Genomic DNA, 21,902 nt, shown 5'->3' on the forward strand with positions numbered 1-21,902 from the left:
AATGCCGAAGCGGCCCCCCACCCAGGAGAACCCTTCGCATGATCGTGATGCTCGAGCCGGATTCCCCGGAATCCGTCGTGAACGCCGTCCTCCAACTCGCTTCGCAGTACGAGGGCGTCACCCCGCGTGCCCACGTGGTCCAGGGCGCCGAGTCCACCATCACGGAGCTGTACCTCCTGGGCTCCACCGCGCAGGTGCCGCTGGAGCCGTTCCAGCAGCTGCCCGGCGTGCGCCAGGTGGTCCGCGTCTCGCAGAAGTACCGCATCATCGGCCGGCACGGTGGCCAGCGCACCACGGCGGGCTTCGACTACAACGGCGTCAGCTTCGGCGACAACTCGGTGAACCTCTTCGCCGGCCTGTGCGCGGTGGATTCGCTGGAGAGCGTGGACGCGATGATGGCGGCGCTCGCTCGCTGCGGCATCACCACCACGCGCATGGGCGCGTACAAGCCGCGCACCAACCCGTATGAGTTCCAGGGCCTGGGCGCGAAGTGCCTGCCCTGGGTGTTCGACTCCGCGGGCAAGCACGGCATCAAGGTCATCGCGATGGAGGTGACGCACCCGCGCCACATCGACGAGATCAACGACGCGCTGAAGAAGTCGGGGGCGCCCACGGGCGTGATGCTCCAGGTGGGCACGCGCAACGCGCAGAACTTCGAGCTGCTCAAGGTGATTGGCCAGCAGCGCACCTTCCCGGTGCTCTTCAAGCGCGGCATGGGCATCACGCTGGAGGAGTCCCTCAACGCGTGCGAGTACGTGGCGAGCGAGGGCAACCCCAAGATCGTCTTCTGCCTCCGCGGCGTGAAGACGCACCTGGGTGACCCGCACCGCAACATGGTGGACTTCGCGCACGTGCCGGTGGTGCGCCGCCTCACCCGCATGCCGGTGTGCGTGGACCCCTCGCACGCGATTGGCCGCGCGGAGGCCCCGCCGGACGGGCTGCCGGACATCTTCCACGCCATTGGCCAGGGCCTCATCGCGGGCGCGTCCATGGTGCTGGTGGACTTCCACCCGACGCCGGAGAAGGCGCTGTGCGACGGGCCGCAGGCGCTGCGCCTGGAGCAGCTGGCCGCGCTCCAGCGCTACACGAACATCGTGCGCACCGCGTACACGGAGGCCGTGCGCAACGGCGACGGGACGCAGGCCTCCGCCCAGGCGAAGGCCATCAGTCGCTGAGCGCGTAGCTGCCCAGCACCCGGAGCGACGTGCAGGCGCTCCGGGCTTCCGCCAGGGCCGCCTTCACGGGCGCGGAATCCACGGCGCCCTCCACGTCCAGGCACCAGCGGTAGTCCCAGGCGCGGACGCCGCCGGGCCTCGACTCCAGCCGCGCGACGTTCACGCCATGCGCGGCGAAGGCCGTGAGCACGCCCGCGAGCGCGCCAGGGCCGTTGTCGAGCGTGAGCACCAGGGACGTCTTCCACCGCGCCCCCAGATTCGGCGGCACGGCCGGGCCCACCGCGAGGAAGCGCGTGGCGTTGTCCGGCGAGTCCGCGATGCCCTCCGCCAGCACGGTGAGCCCGTAGAGCTCCGCCGCCGTCCGGCTGGCGATGGCCGCCGTGCCCTCCAGTGATTCCTCCGCCACGCGCCGCGCCGCCACGGCGGTGTTCGCCTCGGGCACGGGGTGCAGGTGGTGCTTCCGAAGCCAGCCTCCGCACTGCGCCAGCGCCTGCGGATGGGACAGCGCGCGCGTGAGGCCCTCCAGCGTGCGGCCCGGCGGTGCGAGCAGGCAGTGACGCACGGGCAGGCGCAGCTCGCCGGAGAGGGTCGGCGTGAATTCCAGGAGCAGATCCACCACCTCCGCCACGGGGCCCGCGAGCGCGCTCTCCATGGGCACCACGCCGCCGTCCACCGTGCCTTCGGCCACGGCCTCGAAGACGGCGCGGAAGGTGGGGCAGGGAATGCGCGTCACGGAGGCGCCGAAGAGGGCGCCCGTGGCTTCGTCGCCGTACGCGCCGCGCTCACCTTGAAAGGCGATGCGGCGTGGGGCGGCGTCAGCCATCGATGGGCTCCGCGCGCGGATAGGTGCCCAGCACGCGCAGCGACGACGTGAGCGGGCGCAGGTCCTCCAATGCCGCCGTCACCGCGGCGGACGCGGCGTGGCCCTCCACGTCCAGGTAGAAGCGGTACTTCCATGGCGCGCCCGGGATGGGGCGCGACTCCAGCTTGGAGAGGTTCACCCCGCGCTGCGTGAGCCGCTGGAGCACCTGGCCCAGCGCGCCCGGGCGGTGCTCCAGCACCACCAGCAGCGACGTCTTGCACGGCACGTCCGGCGCGAGCGGCGTGGGCTGGCGCGACACCTCCACGAAGCGCGTGAAGTCCGAGCCGGGCTGTAGGTCGCTGGCGAGCACCACGAGCCCGAAGCGGCCCGCCGCGGACTCGCTGGCGATGGCGGCCACGGTCGTGTCGTTGCGGTCCGCGACCATTTGCGCGGCGATGGCGGTGTCCGGTCCCGGCACGGCGCGGGCCCAGGGCACGTGCGTGCGCAGGAAGTCCTCGCACTGCGCCAGGGCCTGCGGATGGGACATCACCTCGCGCAGGTCCTCCAGCTTCGCGCCCTTCACGCCCAGCAGCCGGTGGTCCACCTGGCTCACCACCTCGCCGGTGATGACGCCGTCGCCCGCGGCGAGCACGTCGTACGTCTCATTCATGCTGCCGGCGGTGGTGTTCTCGATGGGCAGCAGGAGCACGTCCTGCTCGCTCTGCTTGAGGGCCTCCACGGCCTGGCGGGCGGTGTCGAAGCCGGTGAGGAGCACGCCGCCCGGCCGGTGTCCGTAGCGCTGGCGTGCGGCCAGGTGGCTGTAGGAGCCCTCGACGCCCAGGTACCCCACGCGCAGGGGCGTGGTGTCCAGGCGGGTGACCAGGGCCTGCTGCCGGGCCACGGACATGTCCAGGATGACGCGGTAGAGACGCTCCACTTCGTGCGGATCCAGGCCGCGCTCGGCCGCCCGGCCGCGCAGCTTGCGCAGGAGCAGGTCCTCGCGTTGCGGGTCCCGGAAGGGCCAGGCCGTTACCAGCTTGGCGCGCGCCACGTCGTCGGCCAGGGCCATGCGCCGCTGGAGCGCATCGAGGATGTCCTCGTCGATGCGTTCGATTTGGGTCCGCAGGGTCTCCAGGGAGGGGATGTCCGCCATGCCCGGAACATAACAACTCGCGTCGAAGGCGCGGGGTCCTTCACATCCCCAGGCGCCGGGCGAGGTCGGAAGGGACCGGGTAGACGGACTCCTTCGGCAGGTGGCGCGTGGCCTGATCCGCGCGGCCGTCGTCCAGGTGCTTGCGCAGCTTCTGGACCAGGGGCGTGAGGTCGGTGATGGACACGGTCCAGTCATCCACGAAGCGCTGGATGACGGCGCGGCTCAAGCCCACCTGGATGCTGTCGTGGGGCAGGCCCGCGCCGCGCAAGCTGCGCTCCGGGTCCCATTGGATGTGGACGGGCGCGGTGTCGAAGGCCTTGCGCCACGCGTCCGGCGAGCCGTGGGCCTTCGGCTCGAAGCCGGTGAGGACGCCGGAGGACAGGGCCTCCTCCCAGCCGGAGCGTTTGATGCGCACCGCGAGCGTGCGCTCCTGGCCGCTCTTCCTGCCCCAGTTGGAGCGGTGCATGAGCCACAGGAAGCTGGGTTTGATCCACGTCATCCGGCCCACGGAGAACGGCGGGCCGAACCTCTGCTGCTTCACGGCCACGTCGGCGATGGCGTCCGAGTAGGCCTGGTACACGACGATGGTGGCTCGGTCGAAGTCGGCGCGGACTTCGCGGGCTGCGCTCATGGGGTTGCTCTGGATTTGGCCTTCGGCTTGGGTTTGGCGGCGGAGGTCTTCGGGAGCTTCGTCTTGCCCATCTCAAGGACGAGCTTGAAGTGCTCCACGGGGGTGGGCGTCACGCTGAGGCGGCTGCGGGTGATGAGCGGGAAGTCCTTGAGCGCGGGCGTGGCCTTGATGGTGGCCAGCGTCACCGGCGTGGTGAAGGCGACGACGGGGCCCACGTCCACGGAGGCCCAGTCCTCGCCGGGGGCGGTGGGGTCGGGGCCCGGCTTGGAGAGGACGCACGCCACGCCGACGACGGCCTTGTCCTCATTGGAGTGGTAGTAGAGGCACAGGTCCCCGGGCGTCATGGCCCGGATGTTGTTGCGCGCCTCGAAGCTGCGCACGCCCGTCCACTCCGTCCTGCCGTCCTTCTCCAGCTGCGCGTATGCGTAGACGGAGGGTTCGCTCTTGATCAACCAGTACCGCGGAGTCGCCATGGCGGCGCACCCTAGCTCAGGGAGGCGTTTCGCGCGCCATCGTACTCCGGGCGCTATTCCAGCTCGAACGTGGAGAGGAGTTGCTGGAAGGGCTCAGCCTTCTCTCTGTAGCGCAGGTACAAGAGGCGGTAGAGCCGCTGCCCGAGCGAAAGCCGAAGCGGGAAGACCGACCCGGGCGGCCACCGACGGACGCGCGCCCACTGCGGAACGGCATTCTGAGGGGGCTGCGCACCGGATGCGTCGGAAAGACGAAGCGCGGGAAGTGCTCCACACCGACGGGGCCGTAAGCGCAAGGCCACGCAGGATGGGCGCGAGCTGCGGCGCTACAAGCGACGCTGGAAGGTGGAACGCTTCTTCGCCTGGCTCCACTTCTTCTGTCGCCTCGTCACCCGCTACGAGGTGAAGGCCGAGAACTTCCTCGGGTTTCTCCATCTCGACTGCGCTCTCATCCTCCTGCGCCAATTCTGAGGTCGGCTCTAATGGGTTCAGATAAGTTGGTGCAGATGGCATACGACAAAGCGACGTGGCACTACGAGGGCGAGTATCCAACTGGGCTTTCGAAGCAGCGAGCGTTCGTGCACACGGGAATGTTCATCGCGTGGGCAATCACGCGCGGAATGGCGAGTGAAGGCATACCGGCACGGCAACAGCGTGCGGTGCGTGCTCGGAAGATGACGGGCGCGCGGGTGTACGCGAAGGCGGACGGTGTGTTTGCAGCGAGCATGCTCACGCGTGAGGGGCAGAAGTTTGCGGCCGACTATTACGCTGAGATGTTTAACAAGGACCAAGAGAAGCTGCTCGCCGGCAAATTGCCAAGTGAGTACCATGTGAAGGATACGTGGAAGAATCTTGATGTGGTTTTGAAACGCATTGATGGGCGTTTTGCGAAGTGAAAGAAGGCTCACCCCGGGAAGGCGAGCGAGAGCGCAAAAAAGAAACGACCAGCCGCGAAGAGCAAAGCGCCAACAGAAGATGAACTGGATGCGTTCTTGGATTCGCTCGAAGGGCAGTGAGTGCGCATGAATACGACGGGCCGGCGATTGCAAATGTGGCAGCTGATGAAGCAGCACGTGCTTCCCATCACCGAACCTGCAGTGACCGCGAAGGCCACTAAACACGGCTTCGTTCTGTATCTGGACGGCGAAGAGGCAGGCTCGATCGACGATGTTCTCGCGTGCCCAGAGTCCTACGCATACCCTGCGGCCACGGTTGCGGTGGTTGCGAAAATTGCAGGTGAGGTGCTCGATCAGGAGACGCTCGCCAAGCGCATCGCGGTGCGCAGGCTTCATGATTCAGGTGCGACTCGCCTCCAAGAGAGCGTTTCCAAGCTCGGGGAGCGTGTGTCGTGAAGCGTCTTGAACTCATACGTGATCCCGCCAAGCAGTTTCCGCAAATCGACAATCCGCTTGCGTACAACGAGGCGAAAATTTGGCACTGCAAATTCCGGTCGCTCGAACCGCTGGCAGCGTTTGCCAACTTGGAAACGCTCATCATCGCGACCTATCCTGGACCTGATCTGTCGCCGCTCTCTGCGCTCGTCAAACTTCGTCGCCTGCGCATTCTGCACTTTCCCAAAGTGACGAATCTTGCGCCGCTTGGCGCCTTGAAACGCCTGGAGGCGCTGTCGCTGGAGACCACGCCGGGGTGGGATGCCTCCGGAAAAAAGCTGCACATGGAGTCGCTAGCGCCGCTTGCGAAGCTGACGCAACTCAAACATCTGTGTCTCATGCGCGTAGTGGGCGATCTTACGCCCCTGAAGCAGCTCAAAGGGTTGGAGACCGCGTGTTTGAGCGGCTTTCCTAAGCAGGAAGTCGCTGCGTACTTCGAAGCCACTGGCATTCGCGAAGAGAATGGTCCCCAAATTGAATGATGCGTTGTGGGCGGGGCTTCGTACGCTCCGAGCAGGGTGTCACTCGTCGGCGGGGGACCCTGGGTGACCCGGAAGTAGGTCCACCTCCCGGCGAGCGCCACCGTCGCGAAGATCCCGGCCCCCACGAGGTTGCCCGCGCGAAGCAGCAAGCAGGTCGTGACGAAGACGAACCAGAGGAAATTGTTACGACGGAAGTTCATGGCTTCCCCCCTGAAGTGGCCTCCCCGCCACCTCAGGGGTTTTCATGGCACGTCTGATTTTGGGGCGTCAAGGCGCGGTGCTTACACCCCACAGGCCCACGGTTCCGTCTCCCTGTGCCACGGCAACGAATCGGCCATCAGGTGAGAAGACCGCATCACCCGTAGGGAGCTCACTGTCGTCGGAGTGGCTGAACAGCACCTCGCCGGTATCGAAGTGGTAGACCGCGAAGCCATGGGTGTCAGATGAGGAGACCATCAACTTCCCATCCGGGCTGAAGTCGATATTGCTCACGTAATGATGGTAGTCGTTGAACCTCTTCAGGACGCGGCGCTCATGCACATCCATGACCACGACCTCGTGGACGCCTCTCGCGACGAGCAGGGGCCGCGTGGGGTGGAATGCAACGCCCGCCGCGAACTCAAACCCAAGTGGATGAACCCAGGGATGGGCACTCGCCTTCAGGTCCCAGAGGTAGAGAGCCGCCTGTTCATGGTTGTAATACGACACAATCGCGGCCGCGAAGCGTGAGTCATGGGAGAATGCACACGCCTTGACCTCGACGTGCCACTCAACGCCTAGCAGGTCACGAATCCGTTTCCAGCCCGCCACGTCCCAGAGGAGGGCCTCGCCACGTTCCAGGATGGCCAGCAGCACACCGTCCCGGGACATGGCCAGGCCGATGGCGGGCGCGGAGAGGGTCTGCTCACGCCACAGCGAGCCGTCCGTCGTGGAGAAGGCCATGAGCCGGGGCCGCCAGGAAACAACGGCCTCCGCGACCGGCGGCCCCGCGGTCACGATGTGACTCGAGCCGTGGAAGAGGGCCTCGATGGGCTCCATCTTCAACTCCACCGATCCGCTGGCGACGTCCGTCGCTGTGTCCAGGTTCCACCACCGCAGGCGGGAGTCGGCTTTCGCGAGCAGCCGGGTGCCTGAGGGGTCAAAGCAAAGCTTGTCCCAGAGGACGGAGCTGAGCTGGGAACCCAGCTGCCGCACACGCTTCAGGCCGGGCGCATTCACCGGGGTGATGACCGCGCGGGTCAGGTCTGTCTGGCTCATGTCGTGTAGGCCGGAATGGAAACGCGAGTGCGAAGGAAGACTCCCACCGTCAGGTCCCTGGCGGACGCGGCCATGGACCGGGCGTGGACGCTCGAGGAGGCGCGGCCTGACGACCGCAAGGCCCTCTTCGAGGCCTATCTCGCGGCGGCGCGGCTCGGGAAGATGGAGGCCATGACGAACGTGGGGCTCCACTTTCTCTACGGAGATGGCGTCCGGCGTGACCCGAAGCGCTCCCGGATGTGGACGGAGAAGGCAGCAGCGATGGGGGACGATGTCGCGGCATTCAACCTGGGCCTCGCCTATGACAATGGACGGGGTGCCCGAAAGGACAAGGCCCTCGCGGAGGCGTGGTATCGCCGGGCCGCCGCCCTGGGGTTCGCCGTCGCCGAGGGAAACCTGGCGTATCTCCTGTTCGAGAGCACCGAGGCCCACCAGCAGCAGGAAGCGGTCCGGCTCTACCGGAAGCACGCACGCCAGGGACACCCGGTTCCGGCCTACAACGTCGGTCTTGCGTATGAGCTGGGAAAGGGCGTCCGCAAGAACCTGAAGAAAGCCAATGCGTATTACGAAATGTCCGCGAGGGGAGGGTACGCGGAAGCCCAGCTGGCCCTGGGCTACAACTACTCCAATGGCGTGGGCCTTCCTACCGATGCCTTGCGTGCCTTTGCTTGGTTCCGACTGGCGGCGCAGCAGGGGAATGCCAGCGCGTCCTTCAACCTGGGCTTGATGTTCGCGAACGGGGAGGGCGTGCCCCAGTCCAAGGCGCGCGCCATGCGTCACTTCCGTGATGCCGCGAGCCAGGGACATGCGAAGTCCGCCAGATGGCTGCGGAAGCTTGAGAAAGCCTGATCACCCCACGTTGGTCTTGCTGAACACCCGCAGCGCCTCCGCGACACTCCAGGCCTGGGCGAAGCAGCCTCGCGGACGGTAGGGCTCCGTCGCATCGAAGATTTCTGAAATCTGGCCAATCCCCGCATGTGACAGGTGGTCCTCCATTCCAGACAGCAGGGCCCTCGCGGCCTTGATGTCCGGGGACACCTTCAACGTCGCATCCACGTAATGGCCAATGAGCCAGCCCCACACCGTGCCCTGGTGATAGGCCGCGTCGCGGGCCCGCAGGTCTCCGTCGTACTTCGGTTTGTAGTCCCTACTCCCCGGCGCCAGGCTGCGCAGCCCCACCGGCGTCACCAGCTCACGGCGCACCACCTCCAGCACCCGCGCCCACTTGTCCCGCTTGAGCACCGGATGCTTCAGCGAGATGGCGAAGACCTGGTTCGGCCGCACGCTCGCGTCCTCTCGGCCGTCCTCTCCGTCCACCACGTCGTAGAGACACCCGCCCGCTTCGTTCCAGAAGCGCTGATTGAAGCTGCCCTGTGCCTTCTCCGCCGCGCCCCGGTACGGCCCTGACTCCAGCCCCAGCCGCTCCGCCCAGCCCGCCATCAGGCGCAGGGCGTTGAACCACAGCGCGTTGATCTCCACCGCCTTGCCCCGGCGGGGCGTCACCACCCAGCCCTCCACCTTCGCGTCCATCCAGGTGAGCTGGTAGCCCTCCGCCCCCTGTCGCAGGAGCCCATCCGCCGGGTCCACGCCGATATTGAAGCGCGTGCCCTTCTGGTGATGCGCCACGATGTCCTGCAGCGTCGGGAACAGGTCTCGCAGCAGCGCTTCGTCCCCCGTCTCCTCCAGGTAGCGGTCCACCGCGTGGAAGAACCAGAGCGTCGCGTCCGCCGTGTGGTAGACGCCCTCGTTCTCTCCGTCCGGGAAGTAGTTCGGAATCAGCCCGTCCCGCACGTAGTGCTGGAACGTGCGCAGGATGGCCGCCGCCTCGCGGTAGCGCCCCGTGGCCAGCGTCAGCCCGTCCAGGCTGATCATCGTGTCCCGGCCCCAGTCCGTGAACCACGGGTAGCCCGCGATGACGCTCCTTGCGTCCAATCCCATCGACCGTGCCCACGCGGCGTCCGCGGGCCTTGGCGGATCGATGATGAACTGGTCCGCCGCCAACACCAGCCGCGCCGGCACTCCCGTGCGCCCATGCTCCGGGGCGCGCTCCAACAGGCGCTCCTGTCTGCCCAGTTCCCGCTCGAAGACCTCCTTGGGATTCCGCTCCAGCAGGTGCCCTGGCGCCTCCACCGTGAGCCCGAAGGAGAGCGTGCTCCCGGGCTTCAGCGTCGCCGTGAAGTGGCCCGGCGAGTGCTGCACCTCCGTGAAGTCGTAGCCGCGCGCCTTCTCCGTCCGCAGGTGCTGCGGCCTGGAGGTCTCCGCCAGGCTCACGTACGGCGTGGGCCCGTCCGAATACAGCCGCATCCTTTGGATCGGACCGTCCTCTCCGTTGCGCAGCTCCACCAGCGGGCCTCGCAGCGTGACGATGGCCTCTCCCACGTCCTTCAACAGCGGCCCGTCATGCGGGCGCAGCACCGGGAACGGCCGCAGGTGCAGCGTCACGTCCGGACCGGACAGATGCTCCCACTGAAGGAACACCGTGTCCTCGCCGTGCACCATCACGCAGCGGCGCCTCAGCCGCGCACGCCCCACCGCGTACTCCCAGACGGGAATCAGCCCCTCCAGGTGGAAGTGCCGCAGGTGCCTCGCGCCGTCCTCCAGGGTGGTGCCGTCGTCATGCTCCTCGGACGTGAGCCGGTAGCGCTCTCCGTCCACCAGGGCCGTCTCCTCCAGCCGGGCCATCAGCACCGTGCGGCCCAGCTTCTCCAGGGTGGGGATGAACAGGCCGTGGTAGCGGCGCGTGTTGCAGCCCACCACCGTGCCGGAGGCGTAGCCCCCTCGGCCGTTGGTCAGGAGCCACTCGTGGTGCACGCCGTCGCTGAAGTCGGCGCCTTCCAGGAAGTCGAAGGACAGGCGGGGCAGGGCAGGGGCTGGTTCGTTCACGCTGTCGTCTCCTCCTCGCTCCCGTCCCCCTGGGCGGAGACGCGCGGGAAAGGGTAGGAAGCAGGAATCCGTCGGACATCGCCCTCGCGGAGAGGTTGCTCATGCAGGCCCGCTCCACACAGCGCATCCCCCGGTCCCCAGACTCGAGGGGAGGACAGCCGGGCAGCCAGGCCCTCGACGCCCGCGCGAGCGCGCTGGAATCCCTTCACGTGAAGCCCTTGCGACCGTCCCCAGGGGACAGCACCTCACCCAGAGCCTTCGGGCGCGCCCCGATTTCCCGAGGAGACACGCCGTGGCCATCGTGAAGTCATCGGGCATCAGCGGCCGGCAGCACAACCTGGCCGAACAGGTCTTCTCCCGCGCCGCGGGCGCGCCGCTCGTGACGGGAAACGACGTGAAGCTCCTGCGCGACGCTCGCGAGAACTACCCCGCGTGGCTGCGCGCCATCCAGCAGGCCGAGCGCTCCATCCTCTTCGAGAACTACATCATCGAAGACGATGACGTGGGCCGCGCCTTCGCGGACGCGCTGGCCGCCCGTGCCCGCGACGGTGTGCAGGTCCGCGTCCTCTATGACTGGCTGGGCTGCCAGGGCCCCGCGTCCCGCCGCTACTGGCGCTTCCTGCGCGAGGCGGGCGTGGAGGTGCGCTCGTTCAATCCCTTCCAGTTCGACCGGCCCCTGGCGTGGCTGGGCCGCAACCACCGCAAGACGCTCACCGTGGACGGCGAGGTGGGCTTCGTCTCCGGCCTGTGCGTGAGCCACAAGTGGGTGGGCGACGTGGAGAAGGGCGTGGCCCCGTGGCGCGACACCGGCCTGGAGATTCGCGGCCCCGCGGTGGCGGACCTGGTGCGCGCCTTCGCCCAGGGCTGGAGCACCGTGGGCCCTCCCTTGGATGAAGAGGGCTGCCTGTCCGCTCGCGCCTCCCTGCCCATGGGGGAGGTGTCCCTGCGCGTGGTGGCCGGCGTGCCCTGGAGCGCGGGCCTCTTCCGCGTGGACCAGCTCATCGCGTCGCTCGCGCGCAAGCGGCTGTGGCTCACCGACGCGTACTTCGTGGGCACCGCCACCTATGTGCAGGCGCTCCGGGCCGCGTCGCGCGACGGCGTGGACGTGCGGCTGCTCGTGCCCGGCAGCAGCGACATCCCCGCGCTGCGCCCGCTCACCCAGGCCGGCTACCGCCCGCTGCTGGAGGCCGGCATCCGCGTCTATGAATGGAATGGCACCATGCTCCACGCCAAGACGGCGGTGGCGGATGGCACCTGGGCGCGCGTCGGTTCGTCCAACCTCAACCCCGCGAGCTGGCTGGGCAACTCCGAGATCGACGTCGCCGTGGAGGACGCCCCCTTCGCCCGGTGCATGGAGGACATGTACCTCCAGGACCTGGAGCACGCGACGGAGGTCGTGCTCAGCGGAAGGGCACGCCGCATGAGCGCCGCGCCTCCGCTGCCTCGCGCACAGCGGAGACCTCGCGGCCGGCGGGGCAGCATGAGCCGCGCGGCCGCGGGCGCGGTGCGCCTGGGCAACACCGTGGGCGCCGCCGTCACCAACCACCGCGAGCTGGGCCGCACCGAATCCAAGGTCGTCTTCGGCGCGGGCGTGGTGCCGCTGGCCCTGGCCGGCGTCGCGCTCTACTGGCCCCACGTCGTGGCGGTGCCCGCGGCGCTCGTGGGCGCGTGGGCCGGCATCGCGCTGTGGAGCCGGGCCCTGCGCCTGCGCCGTCAGGAGGCCCAGGGCACCGAACAGCAGCCGCTGCCGGAGCAGGAGGTTCCGCCGCGCGTCGTCGTGGAGGAGCCGCGCGCGTTGCCGGAAGCGCAGGCCTCCCACGCTCCGGAAGCCGGGCCGCACCAGCCTTGAGGTGAAGGGAAGGGCAGGGCCCCAAAAACGACAAGGGCCCACGGGCCGGCAGCGGGAGGAAGCCTGGCTTCCCACTTCGCTGATCCGGCCCGAAGGCCCTGTGCTTCCTACAGCGTTTCAGACTTCGCTGGCGCTTGGGCTCAAGCCTGCTTCGCGACGCCCGCGGGCTCCGCCGCCTTGCCGCTCAAGAGCGAACTGCCGCCGTACAGGGCCAGGCCCACCATCCCCAGCACGCCGGCTTCGACGCTGTTGCCCAGCGACGCCCCCATCAGCCCCACGATGCTGGTTCCGAGCATGAAGACCACCCCCACCGCCCCTGCCACCTTGCCCATCCGCTGTCCCCCTCTGGACTGAATTGGACCCCTGAACCACTACCGCTGTCCGACGCCCAGACCCTTATCAAGACGCGTGCCAGGGCTTTGGCACGGGGGGCCCAGAGGGAGCCCGGAAGTGCGTGGAAGGTACGGGGCCCACGTTGGGCAATCCTCTTCCACCCCGTGGAAGCGATCGGCAGAAAGCACAGGGGCGAACACCGGGGTAGGACCGGAATTTTTCCCGGATGCGCCCATGTGCGCCTGATGTGGCACGCCGTAACCCACTGCATTCCAAGGGTTTTCCCTCTCCCCGGCCGCTGGCACACGCGCTGCTAAGAGCCTCCGCCAGAAGCGAGCCACCCGGCCCTTCAGGGCGTGTGAACGGTAGCTCGCGCGGAACATCAGTGAACGAAGGAGAGCGGAAGATGGGAATGCGGCGCACGGGGTTCTGGACGGTGATGGGGATGCTCCTCCTGTCGGGTTGTGCTCACCAGCAGACGCTGAAGGTCGACAACGCGGAGCAGCCCTACCGCATCGGCCGCGAGGACGTGCTCGACGTGAGCGTGTGGCGTGATCAGGAGCTGTCGCGCACGGTGCCGGTGCGTCCCGACGGCTTCATCTCCATTCCGATGGTGGGTGAGATTCAAGCCGCGGGCAAGACGCCCACGGAGCTGGCGGAGGCGCTCAAGTCGGGCCTGTCTCCGTATGTGCAGGAGCCGCGCGTGACGGTCATCGTCCGCGAGGTCAACAGCAGCCGCGTGTTCGTCACGGGCGAGGTGGCCCACCCGGGCGCCTACCCGCTGCGTGGCCGCGTGTCCCTGCTGCAGGCCATCGCGCTGGCCGGCGGCTTCACGGACTTCGCCAACTCGGACGGCATCGTGGTCATCCGCACGGACGGCAAGGGCGGGCAGATTCCGGTGCGCTACAGCGACCTGGTCTCCCCCGACGGCGAGAGCGTCATCCTGCGGCCGGGTGACACCGTCGTCGTCCCGTGAAGCGGGACGGGCGAGCGGACTTCAAAGACAGACATCGGGAAGCGACGAACGTGGGCGTGGGTCAGGACGGGAGGGCGGCGGTGAGGGGCAACTGGAAGCGGGCAGTGATTGCAGGCTGTCTCATCGCCGCGCCGGCCGCGCAGGCGGCCACCATCCTGGAGCCTCGGCTCCGCCTCACGGCGGAGGAGCGCTTCGACAACGACATCCGGCTGGGCGGCGCGGGAACCAACGGACAGTTCATGACGAAGCTGTCTCCGCGGCTGGGCCTGGACGTGAAGAACGAGCAGCTGACGCTCGAGTCCTTCTACGCCACGGACGTCCTCGCGCGGCACGGCTCCGGGAAGACGACGGTGGACCACCGCGCGGGCGTGGGCTTCCGGGACGTGCTGTCCCGGCGGCTGCGGCTGGATGCCAGCGCGCGGGTCTTCCGCGTCACCGACCCCACGTCGCTGCCGCGTGACGGCCTGGCGCGCTCCACGGCGCCCACCTTCTATGCGCAGACGAAGCTGGGACTCACCAGCCGCGTCACGGAGCGCATGGATGTGCGCGGCAACTACATGTTCGAGGCGACGCGCATCATCGAGCCGGGGCGGGTGGCGGGTTACGCGCACACCCCTTCGGTGGAGCTGTGGTACCGCACCACGCGCCGGCTGTCCCTGGGCGCCGAGTACCGCTACCAGGGCTTCCTGTACGACCAGGACTACAGCCAGGCGCACGGCGCTTCCGCGGCCCTGCGCTACCGGCTGACGCGGCCCACCACGCTCACCCTCCGGGGCGGGCCGGTGCGCTACCTGCCTTCGGACGCGTCACGCGGCGGGTGGCTGCCTCGCGTGGCGGTGGAGCTGGTGCGCGAGGGTGAACGCAGTGACTTCGGCTTCGCCATGGGTCACGACCTGGTGGGCGCGAGCGGTTTTTCCGGCGCGGTGTGGGCGGACTACGCGTCGGTGATGGGGGCGCATCGTTTCACGCAGAAGCTGTCGGCCTTCGGGGCGGCCAGCTTCTTCCGGAACGGCACGGCGCCCGGTGAGAACTACACGCAGTGGCGAAACACCACGAACGTGTCGCAGGGCTATGCGGTGGGAGCAGGCGTCGAGTACCGGCTGAGCCGGAAGCTGGCGCTGCAGGGCGCGTTCGACCGCATCGCGCAGGTGGGTGCGGCGGATGTCGCTGGGGCGGGGGACCTGACACGCAACGTGTTCGCCCTCCGTCTGGTCATGACAGCTTGGTAGGCAACCTTTGAGAGCTACGAGGATGGAGGAGCGGATCATGGAGCGTGGGATGACGGCGGACCAGTTGCTTTCGGCGCTGTGGCGCCGCAAGGCCCTGGTGGGGGCGATCGCTGCAGCAATCTTCGTGTTGGGTGCGGCCATCGTGATGACCCGGCCGAGCATTTATGAAGCGTCCGTGGTGGTGCGTGTGGAGCCGCAGCGCCCCGGCGAGGAGATGGTCCAGCGCACGGTGAGCGAGCTCATCGAGCAGCGGCTGGTCACCGTCCGCCAGGAGCTGCTGGCGCGGCCGGTGCTCCAGAAGGCCATCGAGGAGATGAACCTCTACCCGGAGCTCGTGTCCGATAAGGGCATCGAGGCGGCGGTGGAGCAGATGCGCAAGGACCTCACCGTGCGCGTCGAGGGTGAGACGGCCTTCGAGCTCACCTACGCGGGCCGCGACCCGCAGGTGGTGGCGCAGGTGGCCAACCGCCTGCCGGCCATCTTCTCCGAGGAGACGCTGAAGATCCGCCAGACGCAGGCGGCCCGCGCCACCGACCTCTTCACCGAGGAGATGGTCGCCATGGGCAAGGCCGTGTCCTCCTGGGAGAGCAAGATCTCCAGGTTCAAGGTGGACCACCTGGGCGAGCTGCCCGAGCAGATGGAGATGAACATGCGCGGCCTGGAGCGCATCAGCGCCCAGCTGCAGACGAAGTCCGAGGAGCTGCGCAGCGCCGAAGCCCGCCGCTCCGACCTGGCCCGCGCCCGCAACGCCGCGGACAGCGAGGCCGGCCGCCTGGAGGCCACGGAGAGCGGCCTGTCCCGCACCCTCACGCAGGCCAAGACGCAGTGGACGCCGGACCACCCGGAAGTGAAGCGGATGGAGCGTGAGCTGGGTGACATCAGCGCCCAGCGCAAGGACGCGGAAGGCCGCATGTACGCCGAGCGCAACGAGCGCACCCGCGTGGCCACGCTCATCACCAACATCCAGAAGGACATCGTGGACCTCCAGAAGCAGGCCGAGGCGTACCAGGCGCGGCTGAACAACACCCCGCGCTGGGCCCAGGAGCTGGCGGTCATGAACCGGGACTACGAAATCGCCCGCACCAAGTACCAGAGCGTGGTGAGCCGCAAGGTGGAGGCGGAGATCGCCCAGGAGCTGGAGGCCAAGAGCGCCAAGAGCCTGTTCAATGTCATCTCGCCCGCCGGTGTTCCTTCCTCGCCTGCTCGCCCTGACCGCATGACGGGCCTGCTCATCGCCGCCCTGGTGGCCCTGGCGCTGGGCGTCCTCACCGGCACCGTCCTCGAGATGCGCGACGACAGCCTGCGCGATGGCACCGAGGTCCGCGAGCGCATCACGCTGCCTGTCCTGGCGGTGGTCCCGAACATGCAAGGCAAGACGGAGAAGCGGATCTTGATGCCGATGGCTGGGAGCAAGAACAGCGTCTCCTCGCCTACTTCCCTGAACTAATTGCCGACCCCATACGGAAAGGATTGGAGAACTCAGATGGATTCGACGATGGAGCGGGCCGGTAACTTCCTCCCCCGCGTGGACGACAGCGCGGCTTCCTCGAACGCAGTGGACCGCCGGGTGGTGACGCTCACGGCCCCTGCTTCCGCGGCCGCCGAGCAGTACCGCACCCTGTACTACCGCCTGGAGCGCATGCGCGAGCAGCGCCCGATGAAGGTGGTGGCGCTCACCTCCGCGATGCCCGGCGAGGGCAAGACGGTGACGAGCGTGAACCTGGCCCTGGCCGCGGCCCGGGCGAACCCGGAGCGCCGCATCCTGCTGGTGGACGCGGACCTGCGCCGGGGGCAGGTGGCCCCCACGCTGGGCATGCGCAACAAGCAGGGCCTGGCGGAGCTGCTGGCCGGTGAGTGCGACGTGCGCGACGTGGTGCGCCGCTTCAACTCCACGCGGCTGGCGGTCATCCCCGCCGGCGCCACGCCGGAGGAGAGCACCCAGGTGCTGGCCAGCGCCCGCATGAAGCAGTTCCTCAAGGCGGTGCGCGAGGGCTTCGACGAGGTGTATGTGGACCTGCCGCCCACGCTGCCGTTCGCGGACGCGGCCATCCTCGGCCACCAGATGGACGGCGTGCTGATGGTCATCCGCGCCAACGTCACCCCCTCCAAGGTGGTGAACCAGGCGGTGGAGCAGCTGGCGGGCGCGGCGCTGGTGGGCTGCGTGCTCAACGGGGCGGAAGTGAACGCGACCCCGTACCTGAAGAACTACGTGAAGAAGTAGCGGTTGGTTGTCGAGTTGAAGTGATTCGTGGCCCGACCCGCTCCTCGCACCGATGAGGTGCGATGGGCGGGGGGCCTGGAGCGGCGGCGGGTTGGGGTTGGAGGAGTCACGTGCTTCGCGTTTTCCACCACTATTTTTCAGCCAAGAAACTGACGTTCTTCCTCGCCGAGTCCTCGGCGATCGCGTTGGCCTGTGTCGCGGGTGCCGCGGCCTGCGCGGCCCTCTTCGCGCCCCTGGGCACCCAGCCCCCGTTCGCCACGATGTGGCCGACGCTGGTGGGTCTGGGCCTGGCCTTCGTCGTCACCTTCCAGTTCACGCTGTACCTGTTGGACCTGTACGACCTGCGCATCGCGGCCGAGGACCGGACGCGCGGCTACCGCTTCCTCAAGGCCGCGGGCGTCACCGCGATGGTGGCGGGCGGTGTGATGCTCCTCCTGCCGCTGGCCCTGCCGGTGGTGCTGCCCCCCGGGACGCTGCTGGGCGGCGCGATGGGCGCCCTGGCCGGCACCCTCGTGGTGCGCGTCTCCATCCGGGCGCTGGTCGGTGAGCCCGACGCGGTGCTCGTCGTGGGGGATGGCCTCAAGGCCCGCGCGGTGGCGAGCGCCATTGAAGACGGCGGCGAGGGTTCCTTCCGCGTGGTGGCCCTGGTGGACCCGCGCAAGGTGGAGGAGCCGCTGGACGCGATGGCGGCGCGCCTCAACGCCTCCTACGTGGTGCAGGCCGCGGATGACATGCGCGGCGCCAACTGGGTGGAGGCGCTCCTGCGCTGCCGGCTGGACGGGCGGCGGGTGTACGACGCGGCGGGCTTCTGCGAGCGCGTGCTGCGCCGCATCCCGGTGCAGTTCCTGCGCGCCAGCGACTTCGCCTTCGCGGATGAGATGACGGTTTCGCCCCTGCGCCGGGCCTTCAAGCGCGTGTTCGACGTGGCGGTGGCCTCGCTGCTCCTCCTGATGGCTTCGCCCTTCCTCATCCTGGTGGCGCTGGCCATCAAGCTGGACTCCAAGGGCCCCGTCTTCTACCGGCAGGACCGCGTGGGCCTGGGCGGCCGGGCGTATCCACTCTGGAAGTTCCGCAGCATGCGCACCGACGCGGAGAAGAACGGCGCGGTGTGGGCGCGCTCCAACGACGACCGCGTCACCCGGGTGGGCAAGTTCATCCGCAAGACGCGCATCGACGAGATTCCGCAGGTGTTCAACGTGCTGCTGGGCCACATGAGCTTCGTGGGGCCCCGTCCGGAGCGCCCGGTGTTCACCGAGCAGCTCAAGCAGCAGATTCCGTTCTACGGCGTGCGCGAGGCGGTGAAGCCGGGCATCACGGGTTGGGCGCAGATCCGCTACCCCTACGGCGCTTCGGTGGAGGACGCGCGCAACAAGCTGGAGTTCGACCTGTACTACGTGAAGAACGGGTCGCTGTTCCTGGACGTCGGCATCATCTTCCACACGGTCCGGCACGTGCTGCTGGGACGTGGGGCGCGGTAACACAGTTCAGCAGTGGATGTTGGTGACCGTCCGCGGCCTCCGGTTGTCGGGGGAGGCCGGGATGCCAAGGGTGGGTAGCCATGGATTGGGATGGGCGAGGGGGTCGGAACATGGTGGGCATGGACGTGGACGCACCGTTCTCAGAGCAGTGGAGCCAGGACGACGCGCGCAACAAGCAGCAGGGCGTGGAGCGCAACGAACTGCTGCAGGCGCCGAAGAACCGTCCCACGCGCATCGTCGCGATGGGCGGCGGTACGGGCCTGCCCATGGTGCTGAAGGGGCTGGCCCGCAAGGCCTCCCCCAAGGGCGGCCAGCCTGGCGTGGACATCACCGCGGTCGTGGCGATGAGCGACGACGGCGGCAGCTCCGGCCGCCTGCGCCGCAACCACGGCATGCTGCCCCCGGGCGACATCCGCAACTGCCTGGTGGCGCTCGCGGGCGGCAAGAGCGCGCTGAAGGACGTGTTCCAGTACCGGTTCGGGGGCGCGAAGGGCCTCGCCGGCCACGCGGTGGGCAACCTGCTCATCGCGGCGCTCGCGGAGCTGAAGGGCGACTTCCTGGAGGCGGTGCGGCTGTCCGGGGAGCTGCTGGGAGCGCAGGGCCAGGTGCTGCCCAGCACGCTCGCGTCGGTGCAGCTGGTGGCCCAGATGCATGACGACACGGAGGTCGTGGGCGAGCGCAACATCTGCCGTGCCCAGGGCCGCGTGCGCCGGGTGTCGCTCAGCCCCCGCTCTCCGCCTCCGGTGGACGGCCTCTTGGAGGCCATCTACTCGGCGGACCTCATCGCCATCGGGCCGGGGTCGCTGTACTCGAGCGTGCTGCCCAACCTGCTGGTGGACGGCGTGGCCCAGGCGCTGAAGGAGACGCGCGCGCTGAAGGTCATGGTGGCCAACCTGATGACCCAGCCGGGTGAGACGGACGGCATGAACTGCCTGGACCACGTGCAGGCCGTCATCGACCACGTGGGGCCGGTGCTGGACGCGGTGCTCGTCAACGGCCGGGCGCCCTCGGAGGAGTCCATCCAGCGCTATGCGCGCAAGGGCTCCTTCATGGTCACGGCGGAGACGCGGGAGCTCTTGTCCTCCGGCGTGATTCCGGTGCAGGCGGACCTCCTCAAGGAAGGTTCCAAGATCCGACACGACAGCCGCAAGGTCGCTGCCTGCCTGCTGAAGATGGCGCGCAGCGGGTTGTAGGCCGCGCTGGCCATCACCACCTTGGGGCCCTCTCACATGGAAGCCATTCAACTTTCGGCCGCCTCCCAGGTCGTGGAAGTCAACGACCGGGCGGCCTTCATGTCCCTGGAAGCCGAGTGGAACCAGCTCGTGGAGACCACCTCCCACGAGCTGTTCTACCGGCATGAGTTCCTGCGGCTGTGGCTGGACAACTTCGCCGCCGGCTCGCGCATGCGCGTGCTGCTGCTTCGCGGCGAGGATGGAACGCTCACCGCCGCGCTGCCGCTGGTGGAGGAGCGCACGTCGATGTACGGCGTGCCCGTCCGTCAGCTCACCTCCGCGGCCAACGCACACTCCTGCCGCTTCGACATGCTGGCGCGGGAGCCGGATGCCGCGGCCCAGGCCTTCCTCGCGCACCTGCGCGCGACGGGCGGCTGGGACGTGCTGCGGCTGACGGACGTGCCGGACGGCGGCGTGGGCTTCCGCCTGCTGGAGGCCGCGAAGCAGGGCGGCCTGCCGACCGGTGAGTGGGAGTCGCTGCAGTCGCCCTACGTGCCGCTGCCCGCGAAGAAGGACGCGTACTTCGCGAAGCTGCCGTCCAAGTTCAAGGCCAACTGCCGCCGCCGGCGCCGCAAGCTGGAGGAGAAGGGGAAGGTCACCTTCGAGCGCGTCTCCGGCGGGCTGGATCTGGAGGGCACCCTGGAGGAGGGGCTGCTCCTGGAGCAGAGCGGCTGGAAGGGCGCGAATGGCACGGCCATGGCGCAGGACGCGAAGACGCGCGGCTTCTACACGGAGCTTGCGCGGGACGCGGCCTACCGCGACCGCCTGGCGCTGTACTTCCTGCGCGTGGATGGGCGCGCGGTGGCGTTCCAGTACGGCCTGGAGTTCGGCGGGCGCTACTTCCTGCTGAAGCCTGGCTACGACGAGTCCCTGAAGGAATGCAGCCCCGGTCAGCTCCTGATGGAGGAGGTGCTGGGGGACTGCCTGGACCGGGGGCTCACCGAGTTCGATTTCCTGGGGCCGGACATGGTGTGGAAGCGCGACTGGACGGATCAGGTCCGCCGGCACACCTGGCTCTATGTGTTCAACGACACCGCCTTCGGCCGGGCCCTGTGCGCGGCGAAGTTCCGGTGGGTACCGGCGGCGAAAGAGGTGGTGGCGCGATGGAAGAAGTGAAGACGACCGACAAGCTGTTCGTGCCGTCCCTGCCCACGCTGTGGCCGGGCATGCTGATGGCCCCGCCGCGTCCGGGGGCGCTGCCGCCGTTCTCGTCTCCCAACGCGCGCTACTTCTACTTCGCGCGCAACGCCGTCTGGCTGACCATCAAGATGCTGCGCCTGGATGGCGGCGAGGTGCTGATGCCCGCCTACCACCACGGCGTGGAGGTGGAGGCGGTGGTGGACGCGGGCGCCATCCCGCGCTTCTACCGCGTGGGCAGCCGCTGGGACGTGGACGTGGCGGACGTGGCGAAGCGGATCACGCCGAAGACGCGCGCGCTCTACCTCATCCACTACGCGGGCTTCCCGGGGCCGGTGGACGCCATGCGCAAGCTGGCGGACGAGCACGGCATCCCGCTGATTGAAGACTGCGCGCTGTCGCTCCTGTCTTCTGACGGCGCGACGCCGCTGGGCACCACGGGCGACGTGGGCATCTTCTGCCTCTACAAGACGCTTCCGGTTCCCAATGGGGGTGCTCTGGTCGTCAACGGCAAGCGTTCGTACAGCCTGCCAGAGCCGCCGGCGCCGCCGCTGGCGTCGACGTTCAGCCACACCGTGTCCGCGCTCTTGCAGAACCTGGAGCTGCGCGGCGGGGCGGTGGGCCGGGGGCTGCGCGGCCTGGTGCGCTCGGTGGGGCACGGGGCGGTGAAGGCCGCGAGCGTCGAGCGCGTGGCCACGGGCACGCAGCACTTCGACCGGCGGCACGTGGACCTGGGCATGAGCCCGCTGACGAAGCGGATTGCCCTGGCTCAGGACCTGGAGTCCATCGTCGAGGCGCGCCGCCGCAACTACTTCCTGCTGCTGGGCAGGCTGCGCGACGTGTCGCCGCCGCTCTTCAACCAGCTGCCTCCGGGCGTCAGCCCCCTGTTCTACCCGATGGTGGTGCAGGACAAGGAGCTGCTGCTGGCGAAGCTGCGCGAGAAGGGCATCGACGCCATCGACTTCTGGAAGCGCTTCCATCCGGCGTGCGACCCGTCGGAGTTCCCGGAGGTCGCGCAACTGCGGCGCACCATCCTGGAGATTCCCTGCCATCAGGACCTGTCGCCGGAGGTCATGGGGCAGGTGGCGGACGTGGTCCGGGAGGCGCTGAAGTCCGAGCGCCGGCCGAGCAAGCGCGCGTCGTGAGGGAACAGGAGCTGGCTCCCGGGTTGCAATGGCACTCGGGGGCCGGGGCAGTGCTTCG

General features: G+C 68.6%; 21 protein-coding genes and 1 pseudogene. 15 read left to right on the forward strand and 7 right to left on the reverse strand.

The window, feature by feature from the left end; all coding sequences use genetic code 11:
- Positions 1 to 38 precede the first annotated feature (38 nt).
- Positions 39 to 1,175 (forward strand): 3-deoxy-7-phosphoheptulonate synthase, encoded by a 1,137-nt coding sequence (locus ACX114_RS14675; RefSeq protein ID WP_459298616.1) that lies wholly within the window; start codon positions 39 to 41, stop codon positions 1,173 to 1,175.
- Here ACX114_RS14675 and ACX114_RS14680 read toward each other — a convergent pair.
- From ACX114_RS14680 to ACX114_RS14695, 4 genes are read right to left on the reverse strand one after another with little or no spacing between them, the layout of a single operon-like run.
- Complete coding sequence (locus ACX114_RS14680) at positions 1,165 to 1,998, reverse strand: prephenate dehydratase (protein WP_459298618.1); 834 nt, start codon at positions 1,996 to 1,998, stop codon at positions 1,165 to 1,167. The genes ACX114_RS14675 and ACX114_RS14680 overlap by 11 nt on opposite strands.
- On the reverse strand, positions 1,991 to 3,130 hold the full coding sequence (gene pheA, locus ACX114_RS14685; RefSeq protein ID WP_459298620.1) for a prephenate dehydratase: 1,140 nt from the start codon (positions 3,128 to 3,130) through the stop codon (positions 1,991 to 1,993). The genes ACX114_RS14680 and pheA overlap by 8 nt, the downstream gene beginning before the upstream one ends.
- 40 nt (positions 3,131 to 3,170) lie before the next feature.
- Positions 3,171 to 3,761, reverse strand: a complete 591-nt coding sequence (locus ACX114_RS14690; RefSeq protein ID WP_459298622.1) for a DUF4291 domain-containing protein — start codon at positions 3,759 to 3,761, stop codon at positions 3,171 to 3,173.
- Positions 3,758 to 4,234: an EVE domain-containing protein gene (locus ACX114_RS14695; RefSeq protein ID WP_459298624.1), complete on the reverse strand. Its 477-nt coding sequence runs from the start codon at positions 4,232 to 4,234 to the stop codon at positions 3,758 to 3,760. Before ACX114_RS14695 ends, ACX114_RS14690 begins: the two co-directional genes overlap by 4 nt.
- A gap of 261 nt (positions 4,235 to 4,495) precedes the next feature.
- Between ACX114_RS14695 and ACX114_RS14700 the strand changes: the two are divergent.
- The 4 genes and pseudogenes from ACX114_RS14700 to ACX114_RS14715 form a co-directional block, all read left to right on the forward strand.
- Positions 4,496 to 4,702 (forward strand): annotated as a pseudogene (locus ACX114_RS14700) (transposase); the annotation flags it as partial.
- A 35-nt stretch (positions 4,703 to 4,737) separates the two neighbouring features.
- Positions 4,738 to 5,127, forward strand: a complete 390-nt coding sequence (locus ACX114_RS14705) for a DUF7832 domain-containing protein (protein ID WP_459298626.1) — start codon at positions 4,738 to 4,740, stop codon at positions 5,125 to 5,127.
- A 126-nt stretch (positions 5,128 to 5,253) separates the two neighbouring features.
- Positions 5,254 to 5,583 carry a hypothetical protein gene (locus ACX114_RS14710; RefSeq protein ID WP_459298628.1) on the forward strand — a complete coding sequence of 110 codons (330 nt, stop codon included), beginning with the start codon at positions 5,254 to 5,256 and terminating at the stop codon, positions 5,581 to 5,583.
- A complete protein-coding gene (locus ACX114_RS14715; protein ID WP_459298630.1) occupies positions 5,580 to 6,104 on the forward strand; it encodes a hypothetical protein in 525 nt (174 codons plus the stop codon). The genes ACX114_RS14710 and ACX114_RS14715 overlap by 4 nt, the downstream gene beginning before the upstream one ends.
- Before the next feature lie 267 nt (positions 6,105 to 6,371).
- Here the strand turns inward: ACX114_RS14715 and ACX114_RS14720 are convergent, their stop codons facing one another.
- Positions 6,372 to 7,361: a WD40 repeat domain-containing protein gene (locus tag ACX114_RS14720; RefSeq protein WP_459298632.1), complete on the reverse strand. Its 990-nt coding sequence runs from the start codon at positions 7,359 to 7,361 to the stop codon at positions 6,372 to 6,374.
- A 27-nt stretch (positions 7,362 to 7,388) separates the two neighbouring features.
- Here ACX114_RS14720 and ACX114_RS14725 point away from each other — a divergent pair, with 27 nt between their 5' ends.
- Positions 7,389 to 8,210, forward strand: coding sequence for a tetratricopeptide repeat protein (locus ACX114_RS14725; RefSeq protein WP_459298634.1), 822 nt, complete (start codon positions 7,389 to 7,391; stop codon positions 8,208 to 8,210).
- On the opposite strand, the gene ACX114_RS14730 is transcribed toward ACX114_RS14725, so the two are convergent.
- Positions 8,211 to 10,244 (reverse strand): amylo-alpha-1,6-glucosidase, encoded by a 2,034-nt coding sequence (locus tag ACX114_RS14730; RefSeq protein WP_459298636.1) that lies wholly within the window; start codon positions 10,242 to 10,244, stop codon positions 8,211 to 8,213.
- Between the two features lie 292 nt (positions 10,245 to 10,536).
- Here ACX114_RS14730 and ACX114_RS14735 point away from each other — a divergent pair, with 292 nt between their 5' ends.
- Positions 10,537 to 12,093, forward strand: coding sequence for a phospholipase D-like domain-containing protein (locus tag ACX114_RS14735; RefSeq protein ID WP_459298637.1), 1,557 nt, complete (start codon positions 10,537 to 10,539; stop codon positions 12,091 to 12,093).
- A 140-nt stretch (positions 12,094 to 12,233) separates the two neighbouring features.
- Here ACX114_RS14735 and ACX114_RS14740 read toward each other — a convergent pair whose 3' ends face one another.
- Positions 12,234 to 12,425 carry a hypothetical protein gene (locus tag ACX114_RS14740; RefSeq protein WP_459298639.1) on the reverse strand — a complete coding sequence of 64 codons (192 nt, stop codon included), beginning with the start codon at positions 12,423 to 12,425 and terminating at the stop codon, positions 12,234 to 12,236.
- 407 nt (positions 12,426 to 12,832) lie between these two features.
- On the opposite strand from ACX114_RS14740, the gene ACX114_RS14745 reads away from it, so the two are divergent.
- The 8 genes from ACX114_RS14745 (at position 12,833) to ACX114_RS14780 (ending at position 21,844) form a co-directional block, all read left to right on the forward strand.
- Positions 12,833 to 13,402, forward strand: a complete 570-nt coding sequence (locus ACX114_RS14745; protein ID WP_459298641.1) for a polysaccharide biosynthesis/export family protein — start codon at positions 12,833 to 12,835, stop codon at positions 13,400 to 13,402.
- Between the two features lie 80 nt (positions 13,403 to 13,482).
- Positions 13,483 to 14,631 (forward strand): hypothetical protein, encoded by a 1,149-nt coding sequence (locus ACX114_RS14750; protein ID WP_459298643.1) that lies wholly within the window; start codon positions 13,483 to 13,485, stop codon positions 14,629 to 14,631.
- 37 nt (positions 14,632 to 14,668) lie between these two features.
- Positions 14,669 to 16,078 (forward strand): GumC family protein, encoded by a 1,410-nt coding sequence (locus ACX114_RS14755; protein ID WP_459298645.1) that lies wholly within the window; start codon positions 14,669 to 14,671, stop codon positions 16,076 to 16,078.
- 36 nt (positions 16,079 to 16,114) lie between these two features.
- Entirely contained in the window at positions 16,115 to 16,852 is a 738-nt protein-coding gene (locus ACX114_RS14760) for a CpsD/CapB family tyrosine-protein kinase (RefSeq protein ID WP_338270041.1), read from the forward strand.
- 110 nt (positions 16,853 to 16,962) lie between these two features.
- A complete protein-coding gene (gene exoE / locus ACX114_RS14765; RefSeq protein WP_459298648.1) occupies positions 16,963 to 18,330 on the forward strand; it encodes a polyisoprenyl-phosphate hexose-1-phosphate transferase ExoE in 1,368 nt (455 codons plus the stop codon).
- Between the two features lie 119 nt (positions 18,331 to 18,449).
- The gene (locus ACX114_RS14770; RefSeq protein WP_459300167.1) at positions 18,450 to 19,523 is read left to right on the forward strand and encodes a gluconeogenesis factor YvcK family protein; all 1,074 of its coding nucleotides are present in this window, start codon (positions 18,450 to 18,452) and stop codon (positions 19,521 to 19,523) included.
- 36 nt (positions 19,524 to 19,559) lie between these two features.
- Positions 19,560 to 20,678, forward strand: coding sequence for a GNAT family N-acetyltransferase (locus ACX114_RS14775; protein ID WP_459298650.1), 1,119 nt, complete (start codon positions 19,560 to 19,562; stop codon positions 20,676 to 20,678).
- On the forward strand, positions 20,666 to 21,844 hold the full coding sequence (locus ACX114_RS14780; RefSeq protein WP_459298652.1) for a DegT/DnrJ/EryC1/StrS family aminotransferase: 1,179 nt from the start codon (positions 20,666 to 20,668) through the stop codon (positions 21,842 to 21,844). Before ACX114_RS14775 ends, ACX114_RS14780 begins: the two co-directional genes overlap by 13 nt.
- Positions 21,845 to 21,902 lie beyond the last annotated feature (58 nt).

This window comes from Corallococcus sp. M7, assembly GCF_054512695.1.

What these genes read in the sequence shown, in the direction of transcription:
- ACX114_RS14675 (WP_459298616.1), top strand. Translation starts at nt 39, where the DNA reads ATGATCGTGATGCTCGAGCCGGATTCCCCGGAATCCGTCGTGAACGCC.
- ACX114_RS14680 (WP_459298618.1), bottom strand. Translation starts at nt 1,998, where the DNA reads ATGGCTGACGCCGCCCCACGCCGCATCGCCTTTCAAGGTGAGCGCGGC.
- pheA (WP_459298620.1), bottom strand. Translation starts at nt 3,130, where the DNA reads ATGGCGGACATCCCCTCCCTGGAGACCCTGCGGACCCAAATCGAACGC.
- ACX114_RS14690 (WP_459298622.1), bottom strand. Translation starts at nt 3,761, where the DNA reads ATGAGCGCAGCCCGCGAAGTCCGCGCCGACTTCGACCGAGCCACCATC.
- ACX114_RS14695 (WP_459298624.1), bottom strand. Translation starts at nt 4,234, where the DNA reads ATGGCGACTCCGCGGTACTGGTTGATCAAGAGCGAACCCTCCGTCTAC.
- ACX114_RS14705 (WP_459298626.1), top strand. Translation starts at nt 4,738, where the DNA reads ATGGCATACGACAAAGCGACGTGGCACTACGAGGGCGAGTATCCAACT.
- ACX114_RS14710 (WP_459298628.1), top strand. Translation starts at nt 5,254, where the DNA reads ATGAATACGACGGGCCGGCGATTGCAAATGTGGCAGCTGATGAAGCAG.
- ACX114_RS14720 (WP_459298632.1), bottom strand. Translation starts at nt 7,361, where the DNA reads ATGAGCCAGACAGACCTGACCCGCGCGGTCATCACCCCGGTGAATGCG.
- ACX114_RS14740 (WP_459298639.1), bottom strand. Translation starts at nt 12,425, where the DNA reads ATGGGCAAGGTGGCAGGGGCGGTGGGGGTGGTCTTCATGCTCGGAACC.
- ACX114_RS14745 (WP_459298641.1), top strand. Translation starts at nt 12,833, where the DNA reads ATGGGAATGCGGCGCACGGGGTTCTGGACGGTGATGGGGATGCTCCTC.
- ACX114_RS14755 (WP_459298645.1), top strand. Translation starts at nt 14,669, where the DNA reads ATGGAGCGTGGGATGACGGCGGACCAGTTGCTTTCGGCGCTGTGGCGC.
- ACX114_RS14760 (WP_338270041.1), top strand. Translation starts at nt 16,115, where the DNA reads ATGGATTCGACGATGGAGCGGGCCGGTAACTTCCTCCCCCGCGTGGAC.
- ACX114_RS14770 (WP_459300167.1), top strand. Translation starts at nt 18,450, where the DNA reads ATGGACGTGGACGCACCGTTCTCAGAGCAGTGGAGCCAGGACGACGCG.
- ACX114_RS14775 (WP_459298650.1), top strand. Translation starts at nt 19,560, where the DNA reads ATGGAAGCCATTCAACTTTCGGCCGCCTCCCAGGTCGTGGAAGTCAAC.
- ACX114_RS14780 (WP_459298652.1), top strand. Translation starts at nt 20,666, where the DNA reads ATGGAAGAAGTGAAGACGACCGACAAGCTGTTCGTGCCGTCCCTGCCC.